General features: G+C 44.9%; 17 protein-coding genes, 7 tRNA genes and 2 rRNA genes. 24 read left to right on the top strand and 2 right to left on the bottom strand.

What is annotated here, in order from left to right; genetic code table 11:
• The 9 genes from GJB61_RS22925 to GJB61_RS22885 all read left to right on the top strand — a co-directional run.
• A 23S ribosomal RNA gene (locus GJB61_RS22925) occupies positions 1-129 on the top strand; the annotation flags it as partial.
• A gap of 152 nt (positions 130-281) precedes the next feature.
• Positions 282-398 (top strand): 5S ribosomal RNA (rrf, locus tag GJB61_RS22920).
• 176 nt (positions 399-574) lie between these two features.
• A tRNA-Glu gene (locus tag GJB61_RS22915) sits at positions 575-649 on the top strand.
• Between the two features lie 87 nt (positions 650-736).
• Positions 737-812 (top strand) — tRNA-Val (locus GJB61_RS22910).
• Positions 813-855: 43 nt separating this feature from the next.
• Positions 856-932: transfer RNA gene (locus GJB61_RS22905), tRNA-Met, on the top strand.
• Between the two features lie 4 nt (positions 933-936).
• Positions 937-1,014, top strand: a tRNA-Asp gene (locus GJB61_RS22900).
• Between the two features lie 56 nt (positions 1,015-1,070).
• Positions 1,071-1,145 (top strand) — tRNA-Gly (locus GJB61_RS22895).
• Between the two features lie 6 nt (positions 1,146-1,151).
• A tRNA-Arg gene (locus tag GJB61_RS22890) sits at positions 1,152-1,228 on the top strand.
• A 27-nt stretch (positions 1,229-1,255) separates the two neighbouring features.
• Positions 1,256-1,334, top strand: a tRNA-Leu gene (locus GJB61_RS22885).
• A gap of 520 nt (positions 1,335-1,854) precedes the next feature.
• Here the strand turns inward: GJB61_RS22885 and fabV are convergent.
• Positions 1,855-3,045: an enoyl-ACP reductase FabV gene (gene fabV / locus GJB61_RS22880; protein WP_154121334.1), complete on the bottom strand. Its 1,191-nt coding sequence runs from the start codon at positions 3,043-3,045 to the stop codon at positions 1,855-1,857.
• A gap of 176 nt (positions 3,046-3,221) precedes the next feature.
• Here fabV and GJB61_RS22875 point away from each other — a divergent pair, with 176 nt between their 5' ends.
• The 11 genes from GJB61_RS22875 (at position 3,222) to yajC (ending at position 15,627) form a co-directional block, all read left to right on the top strand.
• Positions 3,222-4,196 carry an ornithine cyclodeaminase family protein gene (locus GJB61_RS22875; RefSeq protein WP_154121333.1) on the top strand — a complete coding sequence of 325 codons (975 nt, stop codon included), beginning with the start codon at positions 3,222-3,224 and terminating at the stop codon, positions 4,194-4,196.
• A 15-nt stretch (positions 4,197-4,211) separates the two neighbouring features.
• Positions 4,212-5,372, top strand: a complete 1,161-nt coding sequence (locus GJB61_RS22870; protein WP_154121332.1) for a dipeptidase — start codon at positions 4,212-4,214, stop codon at positions 5,370-5,372.
• Between the two features lie 12 nt (positions 5,373-5,384).
• The gene (locus GJB61_RS22865) at positions 5,385-7,532 is read left to right on the top strand and encodes a CocE/NonD family hydrolase (RefSeq protein WP_154121331.1); all 2,148 of its coding nucleotides are present in this window, start codon (positions 5,385-5,387) and stop codon (positions 7,530-7,532) included.
• Between the two features lie 67 nt (positions 7,533-7,599).
• Positions 7,600-8,367, top strand: coding sequence for a BofC C-terminal domain-containing protein (locus tag GJB61_RS32250; protein ID WP_195724435.1), 768 nt, complete (start codon positions 7,600-7,602; stop codon positions 8,365-8,367).
• Between the two features lie 267 nt (positions 8,368-8,634).
• Positions 8,635-9,138: a crossover junction endodeoxyribonuclease RuvC gene (ruvC, locus tag GJB61_RS22855; RefSeq protein WP_154121329.1), complete on the top strand. Its 504-nt coding sequence runs from the start codon at positions 8,635-8,637 to the stop codon at positions 9,136-9,138.
• Positions 9,135-9,752: a Holliday junction branch migration protein RuvA gene (gene ruvA, locus GJB61_RS22850; protein ID WP_154121328.1), complete on the top strand. Its 618-nt coding sequence runs from the start codon at positions 9,135-9,137 to the stop codon at positions 9,750-9,752. The genes ruvC and ruvA overlap by 4 nt, the downstream gene beginning before the upstream one ends.
• 37 nt (positions 9,753-9,789) lie before the next feature.
• On the top strand, positions 9,790-10,794 hold the full coding sequence (gene ruvB / locus GJB61_RS22845; protein ID WP_154121327.1) for a Holliday junction branch migration DNA helicase RuvB: 1,005 nt from the start codon (positions 9,790-9,792) through the stop codon (positions 10,792-10,794).
• 181 nt (positions 10,795-10,975) lie between these two features.
• Entirely contained in the window at positions 10,976-13,084 is a 2,109-nt protein-coding gene (locus GJB61_RS22840; RefSeq protein ID WP_229522241.1) for a SpoIID/LytB domain-containing protein, read from the top strand.
• A 9-nt stretch (positions 13,085-13,093) separates the two neighbouring features.
• Positions 13,094-14,122 (top strand): tRNA preQ1(34) S-adenosylmethionine ribosyltransferase-isomerase QueA, encoded by a 1,029-nt coding sequence (gene queA / locus GJB61_RS22835; protein WP_154121325.1) that lies wholly within the window; start codon positions 13,094-13,096, stop codon positions 14,120-14,122.
• A 20-nt stretch (positions 14,123-14,142) separates the two neighbouring features.
• Positions 14,143-15,279, top strand: coding sequence for a tRNA guanosine(34) transglycosylase Tgt (tgt, locus tag GJB61_RS22830; RefSeq protein ID WP_154121324.1), 1,137 nt, complete (start codon positions 14,143-14,145; stop codon positions 15,277-15,279).
• 42 nt (positions 15,280-15,321) lie between these two features.
• Positions 15,322-15,627 carry a preprotein translocase subunit YajC gene (yajC, locus tag GJB61_RS22825; protein WP_154121323.1) on the top strand — a complete coding sequence of 102 codons (306 nt, stop codon included), beginning with the start codon at positions 15,322-15,324 and terminating at the stop codon, positions 15,625-15,627.
• 1,528 nt (positions 15,628-17,155) lie between these two features.
• On the opposite strand, the gene GJB61_RS22815 is transcribed toward yajC, so the two are convergent.
• Positions 17,156-17,680 (bottom strand): IS66 family transposase, encoded by a 525-nt coding sequence (locus GJB61_RS22815; RefSeq protein WP_154121321.1) that lies wholly within the window; start codon positions 17,678-17,680, stop codon positions 17,156-17,158.
• A 160-nt stretch (positions 17,681-17,840) separates the two neighbouring features.
• Between GJB61_RS22815 and GJB61_RS22810 the strand changes: the two genes are divergently transcribed.
• The 4 genes from GJB61_RS22810 to GJB61_RS22795 all read left to right on the top strand — a co-directional run bounded on the left by GJB61_RS22810 (position 17,841) and on the right by GJB61_RS22795 (position 22,561).
• Positions 17,841-19,601 carry an ABC transporter ATP-binding protein gene (locus tag GJB61_RS22810; protein ID WP_154121320.1) on the top strand — a complete coding sequence of 587 codons (1,761 nt, stop codon included), beginning with the start codon at positions 17,841-17,843 and terminating at the stop codon, positions 19,599-19,601.
• Positions 19,602-19,674: 73 nt separating this feature from the next.
• Positions 19,675-19,872, top strand: coding sequence for a CLI_3235 family bacteriocin precursor (locus tag GJB61_RS22805; RefSeq protein ID WP_154121319.1), 198 nt, complete (start codon positions 19,675-19,677; stop codon positions 19,870-19,872).
• Between the two features lie 113 nt (positions 19,873-19,985).
• The gene (ccpM, locus tag GJB61_RS22800; protein ID WP_154121318.1) at positions 19,986-21,413 is read left to right on the top strand and encodes a Cys-rich peptide radical SAM maturase CcpM; all 1,428 of its coding nucleotides are present in this window, start codon (positions 19,986-19,988) and stop codon (positions 21,411-21,413) included.
• The gene (locus GJB61_RS22795; RefSeq protein ID WP_195724434.1) at positions 21,371-22,561 is read left to right on the top strand and encodes a TIGR04066 family peptide maturation system protein; all 1,191 of its coding nucleotides are present in this window, start codon (positions 21,371-21,373) and stop codon (positions 22,559-22,561) included. The genes ccpM and GJB61_RS22795 overlap by 43 nt, the downstream gene beginning before the upstream one ends.
• The last annotated feature ends 19 nt before the right edge of the window (positions 22,562-22,580 follow it).

The following is a 22,580-nucleotide window of genomic DNA, read 5'->3' as shown; positions in this document are numbered from 1 at the left end:
GAAGCCCCCCTCGAGATGAGATTTCCCAATTAGTAAGACCCCTTGAAGACGACGAGGTAGATAGGTTGGAGGTGGAAGTGCAGCAATGCATGGAGCTGACCAATACTAATCGGTCGAGGGCTTATCCACAAACAAGCAAGAAACGCAGATTCGATTCGGATTCAGTTTTCAGGAATCAATTTTCTAATCGATGTAGCCCTAGTGGCTACTTGGTGAAGATATTGTTTTAAGCATTTGGCGATGCTGATACCTGAATAATGCATTTACGTTGTAAATGCCCGTTTGGTGGCGATAGCGGAGGGGTTCCACACGTACCCATCCCGAACACGACCGTTAAGCCCTCCAGCGCCGATGGTACTTGGACCGAAGGGTCCTGGGAGAGTAGGACGTTGCCAAGCAGAATGAGACTACTTTCGAGTCATCGACGGTGGTCTTTATTTTTGTATTTCACCATGTTTTCTCCATATTTTGAATGGTTTAACTATCAAAAAAGAATATATTAAAGAATAATGATTGCTATTCTTATTTGATTTTGGTAAGATAATTTTTGTGTCAAATCATTCATTTGTCCAATGGCCCGTTGGTCAAGGGGTTAAGACACCTCCCTTTCACGGAGGTAACATGGGTTCGAATCCCATACGGGTCACCATTATTCTTACTCTATAGTTAATTATTGAAGAATAGTAATTGCAACGTCTAGTAGTTTGTGTTATACTCATTTAGTTGCTTCTTTTATGGAGGCTTAGCTCAGCTGGGAGAGCATCTGCCTTACAAGCAGAGGGTCGGGGGTTCGAACCCCTCAGCCTCCACCATGAATGCTTTAAATATCAAAGTATCTGAATTATTTATTAATGACGCGGGGTGGAGCAGCCCGGTAGCTCGTCGGGCTCATAACCCGAAGGCCGCAGGTTCAAATCCTGCCCCCGCAACCAATTTGGAACCGTGGTGTAGTTGGCCTAACATGCCTGCCTGTCACGCAGGAGATCGCGGGTTCGAATCCCGTCGGTTCCGCCATTTTTGTTATCAATGATATTTTAATTTGTAATTCCATGCATCATTATATACCGTTTGCGGACGTGGCTCAGCGGTAGAGCATCGCCTTGCCAAGGCGAGGGTCGCGGGTTCGATTCCCGTCGTCCGCTCCATTATATGCGCCCTTAGCTCAGCTGGATAGAGCGTTTGACTACGAATCAAAAGGCCGGGGATTCGAATTCCTCAGGGCGCACCATTTTATGAATTATTTTTTTCTTGTTTTGCCGGCGTGGCGGAATGGCAGACGCGCTCGACTCAAAATCGAGTGGGAGACCGTGGAGGTTCGAGTCCTCTCGCCGGTATAATTAAAAGGTAGATATGGATTGCTTAAGCAATCTATATCTACCTTTTTTCCATTTTATTAAGGTGGGCAATATTGAAGGATGATCACTGGAAGATATTCAAATCTATCGTTCTATAGGTTGATACAGTTGTGTGGAGAGAAGATGAAATACTCGGAAGTAATCAATTATTCACAGTAGGCTATACTTTTTATGGGAGAAGTAGGTTCTGACAACCCTGAGTAATCATGGAGCAGGATTTGCGGAGCAAAGATAGCAGACTTGCTGAAAACATTAGTTAGTGATGAGAGTGAGGGACAAGACAACTGATTTATTAGATCCCAATGTAAAGGAAGCAGCATGGCAAAATGACCAGGCGCCGATGGGGAATAAGATAAGGAAGGCTGACATCGATGCATATGTACCACAACTAGAGAGCCTACATGATCACAATAGTGTGCAGTTAATGAACTAATAAAGAATCCACCCGCAAATTTTGGGTGGATTCTTTGTGTAATATTTTTATAGGAGAAGAGTTCGTTTAAACCCTATTTAAAATGTCTACCTCAGGTTCAGTATCTGCTTCATAATCTACGCCGTCCATATGGAAACCAAACAGCTGGAAGAAGTCCTGCCGATAGCCTGCAAGATCTGATAGAGTGGAGGCATTATCGGTATTCAGTTCCTCCCAACGTTTCATGACTTCAGTCTGGACATCCTCACGCATTTCCCAATCATCAATGCGGATGAGGCAGCTTCCATCAACTCCAGCTACGTCTTCACTATATAGATGTTCAGAGAATAGACGATACATCTGTTCGATACAGTTTTCATGTAATCCTTTTTCCTTCATTACTTTATAGAGTGCGGAAATATAAAGCGGCACGACAGGGATAGCTGAGCTAGATTGTGTTACAAGGGCTTTATTAACAGATACAAAAGCACGTCCACCAGTGGGTTGAAGTAGGTTGTTCAGCTTAATTGCTGTCTGTTCAAGATCATTTTTCGCTTTGCCAATGGTTCCATCCCGATAGATCGGGTGCGTAATCTCTGGTCCTATGTAGGAATAGGCTACTGTTGTAGCATCTTTGGTAAGCGCACCCGCTGCTGAAAGCTCCTGCATCCACATGCCCCAGTCTTCTCCGCCCATAACGGCAATCGTCTGGCGTACTTCTTCATCTATGGCGGGCTCAATACTAGTAAGGGATACTTCTCCACTATGAAAGTTCAATGTTTTATTCGTATAAGCAGCCCCAATAGGTTTGATTACCGAGGAAAAGGTTTCTCCTGTAACAGGGTGAGTACGTCTAGGGGAGGCAACACTGTAAATAACTAAATCGACTGTGCCCAATTCCGCTTTTATTAAATCTATGGTTTTGGCTTTAATATGTTCTGAGAATGCATCGCCAACTATACTAAATGATTTCAGGCCTTGCTGCGCAGCTTGCTGTTCAAATGCTGCTGAATTGTACCAGCCGGCAGTTGCCGTTCGTTGACCTTCTGCTGCTCGATCAAAGAAAACTCCGATGGTATTCGCGCCTGCGCCAAAAGCAGCGGCAATCCGTGAGGCGAGTCCGTATCCAGTGGAAGAGCCGATGACGAGTACATTGGTGGGTCCCTTGAATTTTTTTTGAGCTTTTACAAATTCTATTTGCTTCTCTATTTGCTTGGCGCATCCTGCAGGGTGAGCTGTTGTGCAAATAAATCCACGTGTTTTTGGCTGAATAATCATCAAGGAAATCCCCTTTATTGTATATTAAGCTTATTTTCGCTACTACAAAGTATAGCAAACATTAGCCTAGAAAGGTAAGATTGATGATCGTATAATATGCATTATGGTATAAATGTAACGGAAAGATGTTATGGAATATAAAACTTACGTTATGATAAAAGAAAGAGGGTCATCTGATGCTAGTGATTGGTCAAAACGAAGTGCCAGAGTTGTTATCTATGAAATCCTGTATTGATGTTATGGAATCTGTATTGGCTGATCTATCCTCGGGACAGGCAGTGCAGAGTCTAAGGCAGGTTCTTCCTTTGCAGGAGGGGAATCTGCTGGGGCTAATGCCGGGTTATTTGCCGCGGGAAGCAGTCGCCGGAGCGAAGATCATCAGTATTTTCCCGCACAATCATCATGCTGGACTGCCTTCTCATCAGGGAGCGGTGGCGTTGTTCGATTCGGTGACAGGTGTTCTCAAGGCGCTGGTGGATGGACAAAAAATTACAGCGATCCGCACGGCGGCAGTGAGTGCGGCAGCAACCAGGGTTTTGGCTAGAGAAGATGCGTCTACTTTAGCCATTCTGGGTACCGGTGAACAAGCTAAAAGCCATCTGGAAGCGATGCTGCTGGTTCGGCCCTTTGGGCGGGTAAAGGTCTGGGGTCCGACAACAGCTAAGACACAGCAGTTTCAGGCAGAGATGAGCCGGAAATTTGATATGGAAATTGTCGTTGCTGAATCGGCGCAGCACGCTGTAAGGGATGCGGATGTCATCTGCACGGTCACGGCTTCAGGCGAACCTGTACTGAGAAGAGAATGGGTCAAGGAGGGCGTACACATCAATGCAGTAGGCGCATGCAGGGCAGGTGATCGAGAACTGGACAGCGCTCTAGTTAAGCAGTCCAGGCTGTATGTGGACCGGTTGGAGTCCGCTCATCATGAATCGGGAGATTATCTCATCCCACTGCGGGAAGGCGCCATAGGGCCAGACCATATTGTGGGAGAGATTGGTGAATGCTTTAGCGGTAAGATTAAAGGCAGGGGGACGCTTGCGGAAATTACGCTTTTTAAAGCGTTGGGACTGGCAATTGAAGATCTAGCTGCTGCCCAGTTCATATATAATGAAGCTGTAAGGTTACATAAAGGTATGGAAATTGCATTCTGAGGGGCGACGACTGGGATGAGTTTAGAAGAAGGGTTATATGATTTCAATTTAACTTTGGCAGAAGAAGAACGAGCTGTGCGCCTGCATGACACAAATATCAACATCGATCTGCTGTTTCAGGGACCGTTATCACCTACCGCCATTCCGGACTCTGTCTCCGCCAAGATTATGGAGCTGTGTGAGCCCTATAAGGATGACCCAATGTTGTACAGCAGTCTGCCTAGTCAATGGGTAACCAAGCTGTCAGCCAGTGGAGATATTCCACAGTATAAAGAGGAGTGGTATAAGTCGGGAATTACGGCAGGCAACCGGGAATTGAATCTGAGTGATCATACTAGCATTATTACCAGTATGGGGGAAGTGCAGCTGCAGTTCGATTCGGCGGATTGGTTAGTCAAAGCCTTAACGGCAGAGGATATCCGAGCGGCCAAGCGGGAAGGCAAAAAGGCGGGTATTGTTACGGCCCAAGAAACAGACGGTTTAGGCAAAAACCTCGATCTGCTGGATGGCTTGTACCATTTTGGACTGAGAATTCTGCAGTTAACTTATAACAATCAGAATCTGATTGGATCAGGTTGTGCGGAGCCGGCGAACGGTGGCCTTTCGAAATACGGAATTCGGTTTATTGAACGCTTAAATAAGCTGGGCATTATTGTGGACACAGGACATTGCGGCAAACAGACGACCTTGGATGCCTGTAGATATTCGCAGACTCCGGTCATTGCTTCACATACAGGAGTGGAGGCCATTTTTCCACATATGCGCTGTAAAAGTGATGAGGAAATGATCGCTATTGCTAATACCGGTGGGGTGATCGGGATTTTTGCTATGCCGTGGTTTGTGCATGAAGACCCTAATCACACAACAATCGATCATGTGCTGGATCATATGGAATATGTAATCCGGCTTGTAGGTGTTGATCATGTCGGGATTGGTACAGATTGGCCGATGAGCGATGTGATGTGGGCTTTAGTTTATTTTAAAGAGCATATTGCGCCGAAACTGGGCTTCGCCAAAGGAGACGGACCTTCCACGGAAACAGTCGCGGGTCTGGAGAAATACAGTTATTTTATTAATTTCACCAGAGGTTTAGTTGCTCGGGGTTATAGTGATGAGGATATAGAGAAGATTATGGGCGGCAACTGGCTACGGGTATTTGCACAAATTTGCGGATAGGGGATTAATCAGATGACAGCATATTTACATACAACCACTTTTAACTTCTATTGCTCGGGTGTGTACAGCGGGAAGATTCATTTTGCGGAAAAAGAGATCAAACATGCGAAGGTGGATCTTCGCAGACGTACCCAAATGCAGGAGAATGTGTTGGACAAGCAGGGGAAATATGTACTTCCTTTGCAAAAAATTCACGAACATATAGATATCTATGAACAGGCTGATTGGACACCTGATGAGGTCGTGTTGAACAACGGCGATATCTATCAAAAGCATATCCAATATACTGCCGTTATTGCTGGCGTAGAAAAGACTTCGCAGGTATGGGCGCTGCGGAAGGGTACTGCGCTGGATCTTGTGACGCTGGATGGAGAGATTATCGCTTTTTTGACTCCTAACCGCTATGGCATTGAGCTAATTGTTAAAGAAGGCTATGAGCAACTGACTCCGCTGGTTGTCTATGATGAACCCTTATTGTCCAAGGCCGAATATGGCGTGAATGATCTGGGCACCTTTTTGATTCCAATGCGAGACGGGGTCAAGCTGGCTACGGATGTGTTCCTTCCCGAGGGCATACTGCCTGGAAGCAAACTGCCAACGATTCTCGTAAGAACTTGCTACGACCGGAACGGTAAAAAAGAGATTTTTATGCGCTGGGCGAACAAAGGATATGCGGTAGTGTCGCAGGATGTCAGAGGCCGGGCGGACTCGGAAGGGGAACTGGTCCCTTTTTATAATGAACGAGATGATAGTTATGATTCTATTGACTGGATTATTGCGCAGGATTGGTCTGATGGCAATGTTGGCATGTGGGGCGCGTCCTATCTAGGTTATGTCGTTGTCGCAGCTGCAACCAGTGGCCACCCCAATCTCAAAGCAGTCGTGGATGAAGTGAATGTCGGCTCTCCGTTTGTAGATACTGTGCGCAAAGGCGGGACGTTGTGCTCCTGGCCGCTATTAAGCTGGACACTCGCGCAATCTGTGGGAACGCGGACGGATTTTGATATTTTTGCGGGGATTACGGTGAGTCCTGAAGCCGCGGTGGATGCGAGACCTATTAAAGAGATTCCTCAGCAAATGATCGGCAAGGCATCGAGCCCATGGGATCTGTGGAGCCAGCATCCGGAGTATGATGATTTCTGGCGGAATTGTACCTTCACGGAGCGTGGAGATCAGGTGCAGGTTCCGATGTATGTAATTTCTGGCTGGTATGACGGCGATAGCGCCGGTGTCTCGGAGACATGGAGGATGCTGACAGAGCGTGATGTCCCTAACCGAAAAATCCGTCTGGGAGCCTGGGAGCACGGACCTAACCGGTCCAGAGAGCTTAACGGGGTGAGCTTCGGCAATGATGCAGTCGTTTATGATTATGATGTATCTGTCCTCCGCTGGTTTGACCATTTCCTAAAAGGAATTCCCAATGGGATTGATCAGGAGCCGAGAGCCTCTTACTATGTGGTCGGTGAGAATAAATGGAGAACATCAGAGGATTGGACACCGGTTGAAGCGGAATCCACATCCTTCTATTTGTCTAGCGGTGGTCGGGCGAATTCCAGCCAAGGAGACGGGCAGTTGCTGTCAGCACCAGCGGAGGGTTCTCCTGAGGATATTTTTATTTATAATCCAAATGATCCAATGGACGACAGTGGGGAACGGGAGCCGGAGAATCTGCGGAAATACGAGCTGCGGAATGATATTCTGGTCTATACCAGCGATGTCTTGGTGGATGATTTAACGGTAGCCGGGGAGTTGTCTGCTGTAATCTATGCCGCGAGTACGGGCTTGGATACGGACTGGGTCGTGTCACTCAGCGATGTGAATGAGCAAGGCGATTCCCTACGTCTGTCTAATTATATTGTTAGAGCCAAATACAGACATGGTTTTGATCATCCGGAGCTCCTGACCCCTGGCCAAGTGGAGAAATATGATATTTTTATGCCAAATATTGCCCATAGATTTGTGGCAGGACACCGGATTCGCTTCTCGATCACTTCCTCCAGCAAATTTGTGGCCTTCCCGAATACGAATACAGGTGAGAATCCTTACGAAGATTCAGCGGCGATTACGGTTCAGCAGACTGTGTATCACAACAGCGAATATCCAAGTTATGTGTTGCTGCCGGTGATTCCTCATTTTTTTGATACTAAAGCCGTATTTTAATAAATTAAACGCATAAATGATCCCTTCACAGGTCACAATAGGAAAAAAGCAGAATGAAGGGATCAACGTGAATGCATTTCGCTTAAAAAAACAATTGTGGCGGCGCTGGAGACGTTGGAAAAAGGCGCTTTGGGTGGGGGCTGCCTGTATCGCTTTGACTTTGCTGGCTTGGCGGAGCATGCAGTTACCCGTGGAAATCAGTGAATTGCTGACGGATTCAACCGCAACTGTGGAAGATACCTTTAATAGCTTGCGTACTTCAACGCAGAATACAGATAATAATGAGAATGAACCAGCTGCGGCCGTGTTTAAAGTGGGAGAGAATGCTGAGGATGAAGAAACTGCCACATTAACGCACGAACAACTGCTGCAAGAAATCGCTGCAAGCGAAATAAGCAGAACAGTTCATTTGAAGACGACTTATGTATCTGGCGAGGAGATTCAGACTTTAGCGGGGGAGAAGAATCCGGTTCAGCTTAAAAAGCTGATCAATGAACGTCCTGCTTGGAACGGCTGGATTAGTGCTGAGGGAGATCTGTGGCTGGAGCGAAGAGTAAATGATCTTTCTCCTTTAATGAAACGGGAAGCCTATATAGGTGTGGATGAGCATGGGAATCTGACCTTGTTCAAAGGGCCGCCGGTGCAGGAGAAGGTGCTGAAGACTTTTTTTCAAATGGATATGGGCTCCATGAAATCCGCGCTGCCCGAGAACATCTGGAAGCAGCTTCATGAAGGTATCCGTGTTCAGGATATTGAGGAGTACAACAGCGTATTGTCTACGTTCAGCGATTATGCAAGGGATACGGCGGAGCAGGTTATGCAGAGTAAGGAATGAACATTAGGTAAAAACGTAAAGAAAAGCAAGTCTCCATATAGAGGGACTTGCTTTTTTTGCGTTTTAAGAGAAAAATTACACTGGCATCAGCGATTGGTACAACATCATTGGGTCTTAAGTTCTCTTTTCTGAATATACGGTAAACTTTTACTCTACCTGAGGAGGTTTTTTGCTATAATAGTTGAAAGGAATACATATGTTCGCTTTAGAACGGATTACTGGATGAATACGGTGGAAATTCCTGCCTGAAATAGAGGAGAGATCGCTTTGCGTATTTTGGGAATTGACCCAGGGCTGGCCATTGTGGGCTTTGGCTTTGTGGATAAGGAAGGTAATAAATTGACGCCTGTGCAATATGGTTGTATTCAGACCGAGGCACATACGCTTGAAGAGGAACGTCTGCTGCATGTCTATGAAGGCATGGTCCAGCTGATTGATAAATATAAACCGGATGCAGTTGCTGTGGAGAAACTGTTCTTCAGTCGTAATGTCACTACAGCTTTGCCGGTTGCACAAGCGCGTGGAGTCCTTATCTTGGCTGCTGTTCAGCGTGGACTTCCGGTTGCGGAGTATACCCCGATGCAGGTGAAGCAGGCGGTTGTTGGTTATGGTAAGGCAGAGAAGCGGCAAGTGCAGGAAATGGTCAAGCTGTTGCTGAAATTATCAGTTATACCCAAGCCGGATGATGTGGCCGATGCGCTGGCTGTGGCCGTATGTCATGCCCACTCTGTAAGTCTAAATTCCAAACTAAATGAGGTATTGCGAAAATGATAGATTTCCTAAGAGGACCTGTTGTTCATTTGGAAGCAGAATATGTAGTTTTGGATGTGCAGGGCGTCGGCTACCGAGTATTCTGCCCCAATCCCTATGCTTTTGCCAAAGTGAATGGACCTGTAACCATTTTTATTCATTATCAGACACGTGAGGATGCAACCTTGTTGTTTGGATTCCCAACCAGAGAAGAGCAGAAGCTGTTCCGCAAGTTAATTGAAGTAACGGGCATTGGCCCGCGGGTTGCACTTGGCATACTGACAGGCGGCACACCGGATCAACTGATCTCAGCCATTTATCAGGAGAATCTGACCTTTTTGATTAAGCTGCCAGGGATCGGCAAGAAGACCGCACAGCGGATGATTCTGGATTTAAAAGACAAGCTGGACGGGCTTGGGGCGGCATTTATGCAGACGGGATTATTTGCGCTTCCTGTGGAAGAAGATGAGGATCTCCTGCCTTGGCAGGAGGCCAGAGACGCACTGAAAGCGCTCGGTTATACCGAAGGTGAATTGGATAGTGTGTGGCTTGACATGAAGAAAGAAGGGGCAGATATAGGACCAGTTGATGTGCTGATGAAGAAAGCGCTGAAGCTGCTGTATGTAGCCAGATAAAGACTGACGGCATCTTTGAAGAACGGAGCGATGGAAGATGGATGACCGGATCATATCCGCAAATTTGATGATGGACGAGCAGGCTGTTGAATTGAGTCTGCGCCCCCGTTATCTGGCTGAATATATCGGACAGACTCAGGTTAAAGAGAACCTGAAAATATATATTGAAGCAGCAAAAATGAGAAGCGAAGCGCTGGATCATGTGCTGCTGTACGGTCCCCCGGGACTTGGCAAGACAACGCTGGCGAATATTATCGCCAATGAGCTTGGCGTAAGTCTGCGCACAACATCCGGTCCGGCCATAGAACGGCCGGGCGATCTGGCGGCGCTGCTGACTAACCTGCAAGAAGGCGATGTGTTGTTCATTGACGAGATTCACCGCCTGCACCGGACAGTGGAAGAGGTAATGTATCCGGCAATGGAGGACTTTGCCCTTGATATTATGATCGGTAAGGGGCCGAGCGCTCGCTCAGTGCGGTTAGATCTGCCGCCATTTACACTGATCGGTGCCACGACCCGGGCGGGTATGCTGTCAGCACCGCTGCGCGACCGCTTCGGGGTCGTCAGCCGCCTGGAATTTTATACAATGGATGAGTTGAGCTTTATTGTATCCCGTAATGCCGATCTGTTGGGCATCGAGATTGTCGGAGACGCTGCCGAAGAGATTGCCCTCCGTGCAAGGGGAACCCCGCGTATTGCGAACCGCTTGTTGAAGCGAGTGCGTGATTTTGCCCAGGTACGTGGCGACGGAATTATCACTCCTGAGATTACTTCAGAAGCGCTAAAGCTGCTTCAGGTAGATCCACGCGGGCTCGATAGTATTGACCACAAAATGCTGCATTCAATGATAACTGGTTTTCGGGGTGGCCCTGTCGGGCTGGATACGATCGCTGCAACTATAGGTGAAGAGAGTCAGACTATCGAGGATGTCTATGAACCCTATCTATTGCAGATTGGTTTCCTGCAGCGGACTCCACGTGGAAGAATCGTAACACCAGCCGGCTATCTTCATTTAGGCATTCTGCCGCCGGAGCAGCACTAGATAGTAATACTGAGAAGCGAATGCTATACAAAACTAAACGTATGCTTACGAAGTAGTTTTGTACGAAGTGATACAGAGAAGCGAATGCTATACAAAACTAAGTGTATGCTTACGAAGTAAGTTTTATTGCGAAGTAATGTCAATGAAGCAAATGCTCCATAAAACTTTTAGGAGGATGGAAATGAACCATACAATCTGGAAATGGAGAAGCGCAAGCGTGCTCAGCAGAGGATTGCTGGCAGCAGCGCTGGCTGTGGGCAGCTTCCTGATCCCTGCGAATGAGAGCCATGCTGATGCTGATGGAACGATACGGGTCGCACTTTATGCTGATATTGGTAGTAAATATAAATCTACTGTGCCACTGGTGACTCTGCAATCGGAGCAGAGCTTTAACCTTGTATCCATCCAAACAGGTAGTGCTCCATTGCAAGCTGTGCCTGCTCAAACCAAAATTCGTGTCAGTCTTGACGGTTATAGGGTAAAGGTGCTGGAGTCTTCAACCTGGCAGGCGGCGGCTGATGCTGCCAAGAAGCTGCAATCCACCACGGATAAGCCACAGCTATTCGTGGCTACCAAGAATGGGGCCACTGTATATCAACTGTACACGGGGGTATATGCCAGTGAGAATGCCGCGAAGGAGGGGCTTGCCCGGGTAGTAAAGGTGGGGCTGACTATTCCCGCAGGGCAAGCCCCAATGCTGACCGGCAATAAGCATTTGTCCACGGGTGGTTATTCAACCCAGCAGGAGGCTACGGTTGCTCTTAACCAAATTACTGCCGCCGGTTTCGACGCATGGGTAGTCCTTTTATCTGCTGCTGATGGCAGTGCACGTTATGAGGTATGGGCCGGAGAAGCTGCTAATGAAAGCGATTTGGCCACTTTCCAAGCGGGATTGGCAGCGGCGCTTCCACAGTTTGTACTTTCTGCTGTAGCAGTGACCGCACCCGGATTAATAGTACGTATGGACGCAGGGCTTGATTGGAACAGCGAGTCTCAAGCTTCTCATTATATTGTAAGTGGAAGCAACGCAAAGTTTGCGGCTAGCGCTAATGACGCTGGAATTCAGATGGTAGAAAGATCGAAACGAACCTACCGTGGTAATCTGGAACTCAGTGGTCTGAATGGTTCATTGGCTGTAATCAATGTGGTGCCGCTAGAACAATATTTGTATGCAGTTGTTGGTGGAGAAGTATCTTCGGGTTGGCCGGAAGAAGCGCTGAAGGCTCAGGCTGTTGCTGCGCGTAGCTATGCGCTGTCTCAAGGCAATAAGTTTGATGTGGCAAATGTGGTCGATACGACTCTTAGTCAGGTATACAACGGAATTGGGGCTGAAGCGCCCGTGATCACCAGAGCAGTCGATGCTACCGCAGGTGAAGTGCTAATGAGCGGTGGCAAAATTGTGGAGGCTGTATTCTCCTCGAACAGTGGCGGAGTCACAGCTGATCCAACAGAAGTATGGAACAATGGTGGAGATGTGTTTGTAAGTGTGGCAAGCCCAGAGGATATCGCTGCCGCCGCCACCTCCAAGAAATGGTTTAATGTTATTTTGGCAAATGGTGTCTCCGGTTATGCTCGTGAGGATAACGTTAAATTAACGGGTAACCAAACCTCTGCAGGACTGGATATAGTAACAGCTACCACCAAAGATGTGAATATTCGTTCCCTGCCTGTGATTGAGAGCACGGTAAGCCCAGTAGGTAAGTTGAATCCTGGTGAGAACGCCGTGGTTCTGGATAAGGTGATCGAATCCGGCAGCTATAGCTGGATCAAGGGCCCTTATACTTCGGCAGTACTGCTGAAGAGTTTGCAGGGCAAGACGAGCGGTTCGCTCCCTTCCTCTATCCTCAGCTTACAGGTTACAGGGCGTGGGCCTTCAGGAAGAGCCATTCAGGTTAAGGCCAACGGTGAGATACTCCAGGTGAAATACCCTGATTTATTTCGTTCTTCATTCAATGGATTGCCTAGTACATTGTTTGATATTGTGCCTTCCGGAAGTTATACTGTATTAGGCGCTGACGGCTCTACAGCAACTATTAGCAATTCACAAAGTGCAGGTGTGCTCTCTGCATCAGGCATGGTGACCGTGGCTGGTACTGGAACTGTCGTTATGGGCAAAGCTAATACTGCTAGAGTGATCAGCAGTAATTCAGGTTTCCTGTTTATAGGTCAAGGAAATGGTCATGGTCTGGGTATGTCCCAATGGGGTGTGAAGGGCATGGCTGATAATGGGAATGATTACAAGCAAATATTGCAACATTATTATCATAACGTTACTATAGTTAAGGAATGAATATAGACAATGAATGTAGACGCATATGATTTTCAATTACCGGAGGAGCTAATTGCACAGACTCCGCTCTCCGATCGCAGTGCTTCAAGGCTGCTCTTGATTAACAAGGAGAACGGGGAACTGGCTCACCGGCACTTTACCGATATCATTGATCATTTACAGTCAGGGGATACCCTTGTTCTGAATGATACTAGAGTCATTCCCGCCCGGCTGTTCGGAGTTAAGGAAGATACAGGGGCTAAGGCCGAAGTGCTTTTATTGAAGAATATGGGGGAAGACCGCTGGGATGCTCTAGTAAAGCCTGGAAAGAAGCTCAAGACTGGCGCTGTCATTATTTTTAGTGATGAGCTTCGTGCGGTTGTTGAGGATGAGGCTGATATGGGAGGCCGGACGCTTCGCTTCATATATGAAGGTATTTTTAATGAGATACTGGACAGGCTGGGAAGCATGCCGCTGCCTCCTTATATTAAGGAGACGCTGGATGATCGTGAGCGTTATCAGACCGTTTATGCGAAGCATGAGGGATCAGCAGCAGCACCTACTGCCGGGCTTCATTTCACCAAAGAACTACTGGAGCAGATTGCTGCTAAAGGCGTAAATATTGCTTATCTCACACTTCATGTTGGACTCGGCACGTTTCGTCCGATGTCTGTCGAGAAGGTTGAGGAGCATGTGATGCATGCCGAGTATTTTGTCTTGTCACAGGAAACTGCGGATATCATTAATGCAACCAAGGAAAGAGGCGGCCGGATCATTGCGGTCGGAACAACCTCTTGCCGCACATTGGAGACAGTTGGTAGACAATGTCAGGGTGGTCCGCTTGTTGAATGCAGCGGTTGGACGGACATCTTTATTTTTCCAGGCTACCATTTCAATGTAGTCGATGCACTGATTACAAACTTTCATCTGCCAAAGTCTACTTTGGTTATGCTGGTTAGTGCGCTGGCCGGCCGGGAGCATATTCTAGCCGCCTATGAAGCAGCGATTGAGCAGAAATACCGATTTTTTAGCTTTGGAGATGCTATGTTTATTTATTAAGTAAGAGGATGGGTTAACTTATGGCAGCAATTACTTATGAGCACATCAAGACGTGCAAGCAATCCGGAGCCCGACTCGGTAGAGTCCATACTCCTCATGGTGTTATTGAGACACCTGCATTTATGCCTGTGGGCACGTTGGCCACAGTCAAAACTATGAGCCCCGAAGAGCTGAAAGAGATGGATGCCCATATTATTTTGAGCAACACGTATCATCTGTTTCTGCGTCCGGGCCATGATATTATTCGTGATGCCGGAGGACTGCACAAGTTCATGAACTGGGATCGTCCGATCCTGACGGACAGTGGCGGGTTTCAAGTATTCTCGCTTAGTGATATGCGTAAGATTACTGAAGAAGGTGTACACTTTCGCTCCCATCTAAACGGGGATAAGAAATTTCTGTCTCCAGAAGTGGCTATGGAAATTCAGAATGCGCTTGGTTCTGATATCATGATGGCCTTCGATGAATGCCCTCCCTATCCTGCTGAGTATGATTACGTGAAAAAGTCACTAGAGCGCACATCACGTTGGGCAGAACGTTGCCTGAAAAGTCATGCCCGTCCTGAGGATCAAGGCTTGTTCGCTATCGTACAAGGAGGCATGCATGAAGATCTGCGCCGCCAGAGCGCGGCTGATTTGACTTCCATGGATTTCCCGGGGTATGCTATTGGAGGGCTCAGCGTCGGAGAGTCCAAGCAGCTAATGTATGATGTGCTGGATTATACGGTTCCGCTGTTGCCGCAAGGAAAACCGCGTTATTTAATGGGCGTTGGTTCACCGGATGCGCTGCTGGAAGGGTCAATTCGGGGGATAGACATGTTCGATTGTGTTCTACCTACTCGTATTGCTCGCAATGGAACGACGATGACCAGTCAGGGAAGACTCGTTGTACGCAACGCACAGTATGCCCGCGATTTTGGGCCACTTGATCCGGAATGCAATTGTTATACATGCCGGAATTATTCCCGCGCTTATTTGCGCCATTTAATCAAAGCCGACGAAACCTTCGGATTGCGATTGACGACATACCATAATTTGTACTTCCTGTTGGAATTGATGCGTAATGTGCGTAAAGCCATCATGGAAGATCGGCTGCTTGATTTTCGCGATGAGTTTTTTGCACAATACGGTTTATATGAGAATCTTAAAGGCTTCTAGGTACTGGATTGTGCTTTATTGCAATTGAAAGGAGGGGAAAATATGTTTCAATATGCAGCAGCTTCAGGCGGGGGTAATATACTTAGTTTAGTAGGTCCGTTTGTACTTATGTTTGTGGTATTTTACTTCTTGCTGATTCGTCCGCAACAGAAGAAAACAAAAGCGCGCAACGGGATGTTAAAATCTTTGTCAAAAGGTGCTAAGGTAGTCACAATTGGTGGACTTCACGGCACGATTTTGGAGATTTCCGATGATATCGTAGTGCTTCGGGTTAATGATGTGACCAAGCTTACCTTTGATCGTGGTTCAATCAGCCACTCTATTGTTGAAAAGGAAGACAAAGAGTAGTTTTTTAAAAAGTTATTACAAAAGAAGTGGTGGCCTATAAAAGGCCGAACTGTGACCCACAAGAAAGACACTCTAAAAAAGTGATCTTCTTGTGGGTCTTTTGTATTTTAATCAGAATATTGGTAAAAAAGTGGGATATGGCAGTGAGGGTCTAGAACGAAGGGGGAACCTCAGTCAAAAATATTTCTTAGGGCTGGATTTGACCTGGATCTCATCAGTTCTAAAAAAACAGAGCATAGCGTAAAACGCTGGTGAGATAGCTATGCCAAACAAGGTGAAATGGGAATACTGGAAGAACGCCGGGGTAAAAGTAGTGTCGGGCGAAAGTCCGTAAGTCTTTTGTCTGCTGACGAAGAACTAAAGTGTGCAAAGGCAAAGATCAAGTTACTAGAAGCTGAGGTCGATTTTCAGAGAAAGCTCGAAGCGCTCGAACGGAACAAAGAAAAGCCCTAACGCTTTCAGAGCGCTACGAAATCATTTATCACACACAGCGAGCCCATGGAATACACCGAATGACTCATTATCAATGTTGAGTCGCCACAGTGAGTACTAGTGGCTATTACTGTGACTTGGCTCCGAGCAAAAGCGCCTCTTCGCACATGTTCTTATTAAGACACTTCGACGCCTTACAAAGAAAGGATGGCGCTATGGTAAGATGCGTTTTGAGCATCTCAGCGGTCATCATGAACCACAAGAAGATCCATCGAATAGGTAAGTTTAACCTTGTCATGGCCATACGGAAGCTAATCCATACCATAAGATTGTGAAAGCTACTCAGGAGCATCAGACCTGCGCAAACTTACTGAACGCCAATTTGACCAGAAAGCGCCGGAGAAAGTCATTCTAACCGATATCACGTATCTACGCTACGGAAACGGACAGTGGGCTTATCTTTCTGCATAAAAGATGAAGCAAACCGACAAATTCTTGCCGACTGTGTGGCAGGAACAATGGAGTTATCAATTGTTGAAATAACCATTCGGCGTCTACTGGCACAGCTTGATGGAAGCCTTCATCCAGAAGCCATCTTTTGCTCTGATCAATGCATGCACTACACTCATCCTAAAACTCGGCTTCAAATCCAAGAGGCAGGTTTTCAACAATCCGTGTCCCGCAAAGGGAACTGCTGGGACATTGCATCGAAGGAGTCATTTTTTGGGCACATGAAGGATGAAATGAGCGTTCGAGATTGTCAGACTCTTACGAAAGTGAAGGCTCTATAGCCTACTATAACTCCAAGCGATATCAATAGACATTAAAAAATGACTCTTGACCAAATTTAGAAGTCATCTCCTTGCGGGCTATGTCGAGGGGGTATTCTTTTAAATCATCCTCAAATCGGGTCACAGTTCAGGGTCGACACTTCTTTTGTTTTCTTTCATTATTTATCGGCATAGAGATCAATAGAAAAGGGCAGTTAGATTTAAAATGATAAATGGTTACTACTTAGGACCCTCAACAGGTGTAAAAGAAAATGAGCCGGAAGAAGCCAGCATAAAGCTAGCCAGAACGGGGTGTCTTTGCTTAATCAAAGTGGAGATAAAACTGCGGATGGCAGCAAACCAATCGTGAAAGTCGGGGGTCCGGAAGCAGCCGGAGATTTTTGTTTGACGACCACCATGCGTAAATCGCGCTCGGTCTGGTTGTTGTCAAAGGGGACTGCAGGGCGGTGCAGGAACTTCAATATTGCTTCCTTGTGAGTAGCGAAGCGGGCAGCCAGATTGCTGGCTTTGCTCTTGCTTTTGCGTCCCCGTGAACCCGTCTTGGCGGGGATCGGAACGCTCGCTACTTCCTTCTGGCTCTTCTCCAGAATCTCATCGTAGCGCTGTTCCATCCGCTGGATCGCTTCTTCGCTCAGTTGGCCTTCAATCATGCGAACGGCCTTCACCTCCCCCCAGCTTTCCTGGAGTAGCACCAGCATCTCGCTCGCCCACGTCTGCTCATCGTATAAGGTAATCCCTTTACATTCCCGCATCAGGTAGGCATTGCACAGTGCGTGTTCAAAGGCAAATATCTCTGGCTTGAAATAGGCACCGTAGCAGTCATGAAACAAAAATATTGAGTTTAAATTTGTAATATTAAGTATTTAATAGATGAAAATTTTAATAAAGTAAAAATATGTTTACAAAACCAAATTGTAGATTTAAAATGAGGTGAGAAAGTGAGAAAATACAAATTTTGGTTGTTTAATTTACTAGTAGAGGATTTATCAAATGAAATCTATTCTAAGCAAAGAAGATTGTAATCTGCTCAAAAGATGTTTCAAGTATATGTTCCCGTATAAATTCAGGGTTATTGTTACGTTTGTTTGCATAGTCTTTGGTCTAATTCTGCAAGTTGTACAACCTTTAATCCTAGGAAAAGTTATCGCCCTGTTGTTCGCCAGAGAATTTCATGAAATGAGCCTGATGTTGATCTATCTGTTTGTAACCGAGTTAGTCCTCACAGTATTCAGTTTCTTTCAATCTTACCTATTTTCTTCACTAAGTGAAAATATCATATATGACTTGAAAAAAGATATGTTTCAAAAGATTACTACACTTCCTGTTAAGGTGTATGACCATATGAAGATCGGTGAAATGATATCGCGCCTTCAAAACGATACTGCGACTGTCGCCAGTATCTTAACTAACCAATTTATCAGTACGATCATTGACATCCTGAGAGTTGTCATCATATGTGTCATCGTGTTTCGCATCAGCATTCCGCTTTCCTTGGTGATTTTACTTAGCTTTCCAATTACATTTTTCATTTTTACTATCACGGGCAAGAAAATACGGAAAAAAAGTGAAAGTCTGGCTAGGCTTAATGACATCTACTTTAGCAATCTCCAACAATCCATTGCCGGAATTAGGGAAATCAAGAGTTTGGGAATCAAGGGACAGAGAACAATCCAGTTTCTTAATCTTGCGTTATCTCTAAAAGAAAAAAATATAAACATTAATGTTACGAGTACTGTAGCCAGATCATTGTCGCAAATATCTTCTTTTATCTCCAATATTGGAGTTATGGCGTTGGCCGGGTACCTCATTTATAAAGGAGATTTGAATATTGAATACTTCATTGCGTTTTCATCCTATACCGGCCAGTTGAGTGGTTCATTAATGAATATTACGCAAATCAGCAGTACTGTCCAAAATGCGCTAACGTCACTTGTAAGAATATTTAGTCTGCTTGATGAATTTGGTTACAAGAGAGAACGGTTTGGAAATGTACTAAAAGAAGAGATTGAAGGAGAAATCCATTTTTGCAATGTCTCTTTCGGGTATCAGGAAAATATACGGATTCTAGACGATTTGAGCTTTAGCATTGCCAAAAATTCCACAACAGCGATTGTGGGGAGCAGCGGCGGAGGGAAATCTACAATATTCAATTTGCTGCTTCATTTTTATGAGGCTGATAAAGGGCGAATTGAGATTGATGGAATAAATATTAATAAATTCACAGAAGAAACGTTACGCAAACATATAGCGGTAGTACATCAAGCACCGTATTTGTTTAATGCAACATTTACAGAAAATATGTTGATTTCGAGTGATAAAGCTACTGTGGAAGAAATGATTGAAATTTGCAAAAAAATCAAAATACATGATTACATAAGCAGTCTTCCTGTTGGCTACAACACTGTCATTGAAGAGAATGGTGTGAATTTGTCAGGCGGGCAAAAGCAGCGGATTGCAATTGCTAGGGCGATGCTTAAGAATTCCAAAATTATTCTTTTCGATGAAGCCACTTCGTCGCTGGATAATGAAACCCAGCAGATGGTTAGGGAACTGTTAGAATTGGCAGCTGATGACCACACGGTTGTAATTATTGCACATAGGCTATCAAGCATCATTAATGCGGATGAGATACTGATTATTGATTCCGGAAAGCTGGTTGGGCGGGGCAGCCATAGGCAGCTCTTGAATGATAATTTCACCTACCAGAAATTATATGATAATGAGCTAGAGTGCAGAGGATTAATAGGCTGATATATGTTTCAGAGTGAAATACCATTCTGAAATTTATATATATTCTTTTACATACGAAAGGAGGCGAACTGAAATGAAAAAGTTGTATAAAAAAAATATTTCTCATATGCATACTGTGGAGGCATATGCAGACTGTCATCTTTCTTGTGCTTGTTATTGTCCTACCTGCAACTGCCTTGTATCAAACTACCTGTCTATCGCTGATACCAGAGTTGGCAATAACGCCATTGCTATGCAGAATGTTTCTGTTGCAGCGGCTCAAGTAAAATAAAGCTAAATAAACCGGGCTCGAGAAAAAGAATGTACTACTTCCTATTTCCAGAGCCCGGTGTTTTTTGAAATACCGCAGAAGTTTGACTACGCTAAAATAAAGGAGAAATTCCATTGCTGACCGAAATAAAGCCATTAATTCATACTTTCAAGAATATGAGCCAGTTTTATTTCTTTGATGTTAATAAAAATAAGATTATAAATATTGATGAGGAAACGTACAGGGCTCTAAATGATCCAGATCCGACATTAATAGAGGGGATACCTGTGATCAGAAAGCTGCAAAGTCAGGGATACCTGTCAGTGAATAGAGCACAAGAAATTAAACATGCCAATGGTGAGATACTGGAAGAGTTGCTAGGTTATAATTTAAAAAAGATTATTCTTCAAGTAACGCAAAACTGCAATTTCAGATGTAATTATTGTGTGTATTCAGGATCTTATGTTAACCGGGTACATAACAACAAAAGGATGGATTTTGCTGTAGCCCGTAAGGGAATAGATTTTCTGATCGCACATTCCAAGGATGCACAGGAGATTGATATCGGCTTTTACGGCGGTGAGCCCCTTCTGGAAATAGATTTGATTATTCAATGCATGGATTATGCGATTCAAGTGGCTGAAGGTAAAAATGTATCTTTTAGCTTAACTACAAACGGCAGTCTGTTAAATGAAACCAATGCAAAAAAATTGCTGGGTTATAATCTTAGAATTACAGTCAGCTTGGATGGACCTCAAGAGGTTCATGATAAGAACCGGACCTTTGCATCTAACGGATGTGGAACGTTCAATACAGTCTACAACAATATAAAAAGAATTGTACAAAAGTATCCCTCCATTAAACAAAATCTCTCATTCTCAATGGTCATAGATCCTACAGCCCAATTCAGTTGTCTGGATGAATTTATCGGGAGTGAAGAAGAATTTTTTAACGAGTCTTCTGTAATCGGAAGTTTTATTTCCAATGCGTACCGAAATGAAGAAGTCCGATTCAGTGAAAATTTTATCGGGGAATGGGAATACAGCAGGTTCAAATATTTATTGTTTGTACTGGGCAAGGTCTCGAAGGCTAACAATTCACAGCTGATCAGATCTTCATACCGTGAGCACTTTGATTATGTCAGTAAATCACATAGAAATATTGCACCTATTGCTAAAGCCGACCATCACTCAGGTCCTTGTGTGCCTGGCCAAATTCGATTGTTTATGAGTACCGATGCTTTCTTTTATCCTTGTGAAAGAGTCAGCGAAACCTCAGATATTATGAGAATAGGCAGCATTGAAGAAGGGTTTTACTTTGACAAAATAGAAGAGTTGCTGAATGTCGGCAAGCTAACGGAAGATAACTGTAAAGATTGTTTTGCATTCCGCAATTGCAAAATATGTGCTTCTTTATCTGATGACGGGACTAAGCTAAGCAGGGAGACGAAGTTAAAAGCCTGTCAGGATGTCCGCTATAATCTAGAAGAAGTGCTAAAAGATGTTGTTACTCTGAAAGAGTGTGGATTGAAAAAGGAAATGATCCAGAAGGCTATGAGTTGATAAAAGTGGAGGGAACTTTTTTGAAAAAAGAAAACGTGTTGATTTATCCGTATGATTCGCAGTTTACCCCTATGCTAAGGGACAAGGGATTCAGAGAACGTTATGATCAGGTTTTTATATCTTCTCTGCCAGGGTGGGGATTATGCGGCAAAGATGCTTCATACACCGATGGAGGAGACCTCATTGGTATTACGGTAAGCCAAGAGTTCGAGCAAATGCTGGGTGAAGTCGATACTGTGATTTTTGCTGAAACGGATAATTCTTATAGCTTTAAGAATAATATCTTGCCAAAAGTTACAGCTGCAATAGAGGCAGGTAAAAATGTTATTTTCCTCATGAAGATTACTGAGCAGTTTCATACAATACGAGAGCAATGTATACACAAAGGTGTTCAATTCACCAGCTATAGGGAAAGTAATATTGAAGAGGCTTATCAGCCAGCGGTATCAGTTCAGGAAATTGAGGACTGTAGAACTCCTATTCTGGCGCTTATCGGTTTAGCTGAGTACACAAATAAATTTAAGTTGGAGTTGGAATTAAAAGCAGCTTTTGAGGATATGGGTTATAGAGTGAGTGTTGTTGGCTCAAGGCCTTATTGTGAATTTATGGGTTTTCATTCCTTTCCTACATTTATGAATGAACTAACAAACGAGTCTGATAAAATTTTGAACTACAACAAATATATCATGCATATAGAGGCTACAGAAGAACCGGACTTAATTATTATCGCTGTACCGGGCGGATTCATGCGCTATAACAATAAAATCACTAATGACTTCGGCATTACGGCGTATGAAATTTTTCAGGCTGTTGTACCTGATACAGCTGTGCTTAGCTTATTCCATGAGAGGTATACTTCTGAGTATATAGAGGGGATTTTAAATTCTATTAAGTACAAATTAGGCTTGGATATCGATGCAATTAATATCGCGAACCGGCAAATTGACTGGATTGAAATGGTTAGTTCTCAGCCCGGGCAGGTCAGCACCCTTACACTGAATTTGGATTTCATGAGAAAAAGCACCGCGGAATGCAGGCTTGTTACTTCTATTCCTGTATTTAATACAATGGAAAAGGGCGACAATGAAAAAATCGCCAATCTCATTATTGATAAATTATCTGAAGCTGAATTGGCTCTTAATTTCTAAAGCTTAAAGGAGAATATGT

The organism is Paenibacillus monticola (assembly GCF_009664975.1).
Lineage (GTDB): Bacteria > Bacillota > Bacilli > Paenibacillales > Paenibacillaceae > Paenibacillus_AQ > Paenibacillus_AQ monticola.
The sequence above is the reverse complement of the archived record's forward strand: the minus strand, read 5'-3'. Positions and strand labels throughout refer to the sequence as shown.

Bases quoted from the DNA above. Each gene is read 5' to 3' on its own strand.
- fabV (WP_154121334.1), bottom strand. From the start codon at position 3,045: ATGATTATTCAGCCAAAAACACGTGGATTTATTTGCACAACAGCTCAC.
- GJB61_RS22840 (WP_229522241.1), top strand. From the start codon at position 10,976: ATGAACCATACAATCTGGAAATGGAGAAGCGCAAGCGTGCTCAGCAGA.
- GJB61_RS22875 (WP_154121333.1), top strand. From the start codon at position 3,222: ATGCTAGTGATTGGTCAAAACGAAGTGCCAGAGTTGTTATCTATGAAA.
- GJB61_RS22865 (WP_154121331.1), top strand. From the start codon at position 5,385: ATGACAGCATATTTACATACAACCACTTTTAACTTCTATTGCTCGGGT.
- ruvA (WP_154121328.1), top strand. From the start codon at position 9,135: ATGATAGATTTCCTAAGAGGACCTGTTGTTCATTTGGAAGCAGAATAT.
- GJB61_RS22805 (WP_154121319.1), top strand. From the start codon at position 19,675: ATGAAAAAGTTGTATAAAAAAAATATTTCTCATATGCATACTGTGGAG.
- yajC (WP_154121323.1), top strand. From the start codon at position 15,322: ATGTTTCAATATGCAGCAGCTTCAGGCGGGGGTAATATACTTAGTTTA.
- ruvB (WP_154121327.1), top strand. From the start codon at position 9,790: ATGGATGACCGGATCATATCCGCAAATTTGATGATGGACGAGCAGGCT.
- tgt (WP_154121324.1), top strand. From the start codon at position 14,143: ATGGCAGCAATTACTTATGAGCACATCAAGACGTGCAAGCAATCCGGA.
- GJB61_RS22870 (WP_154121332.1), top strand. From the start codon at position 4,212: ATGAGTTTAGAAGAAGGGTTATATGATTTCAATTTAACTTTGGCAGAA.
- queA (WP_154121325.1), top strand. From the start codon at position 13,094: ATGAATGTAGACGCATATGATTTTCAATTACCGGAGGAGCTAATTGCA.
- GJB61_RS22810 (WP_154121320.1), top strand. From the start codon at position 17,841: ATGAAATCTATTCTAAGCAAAGAAGATTGTAATCTGCTCAAAAGATGT.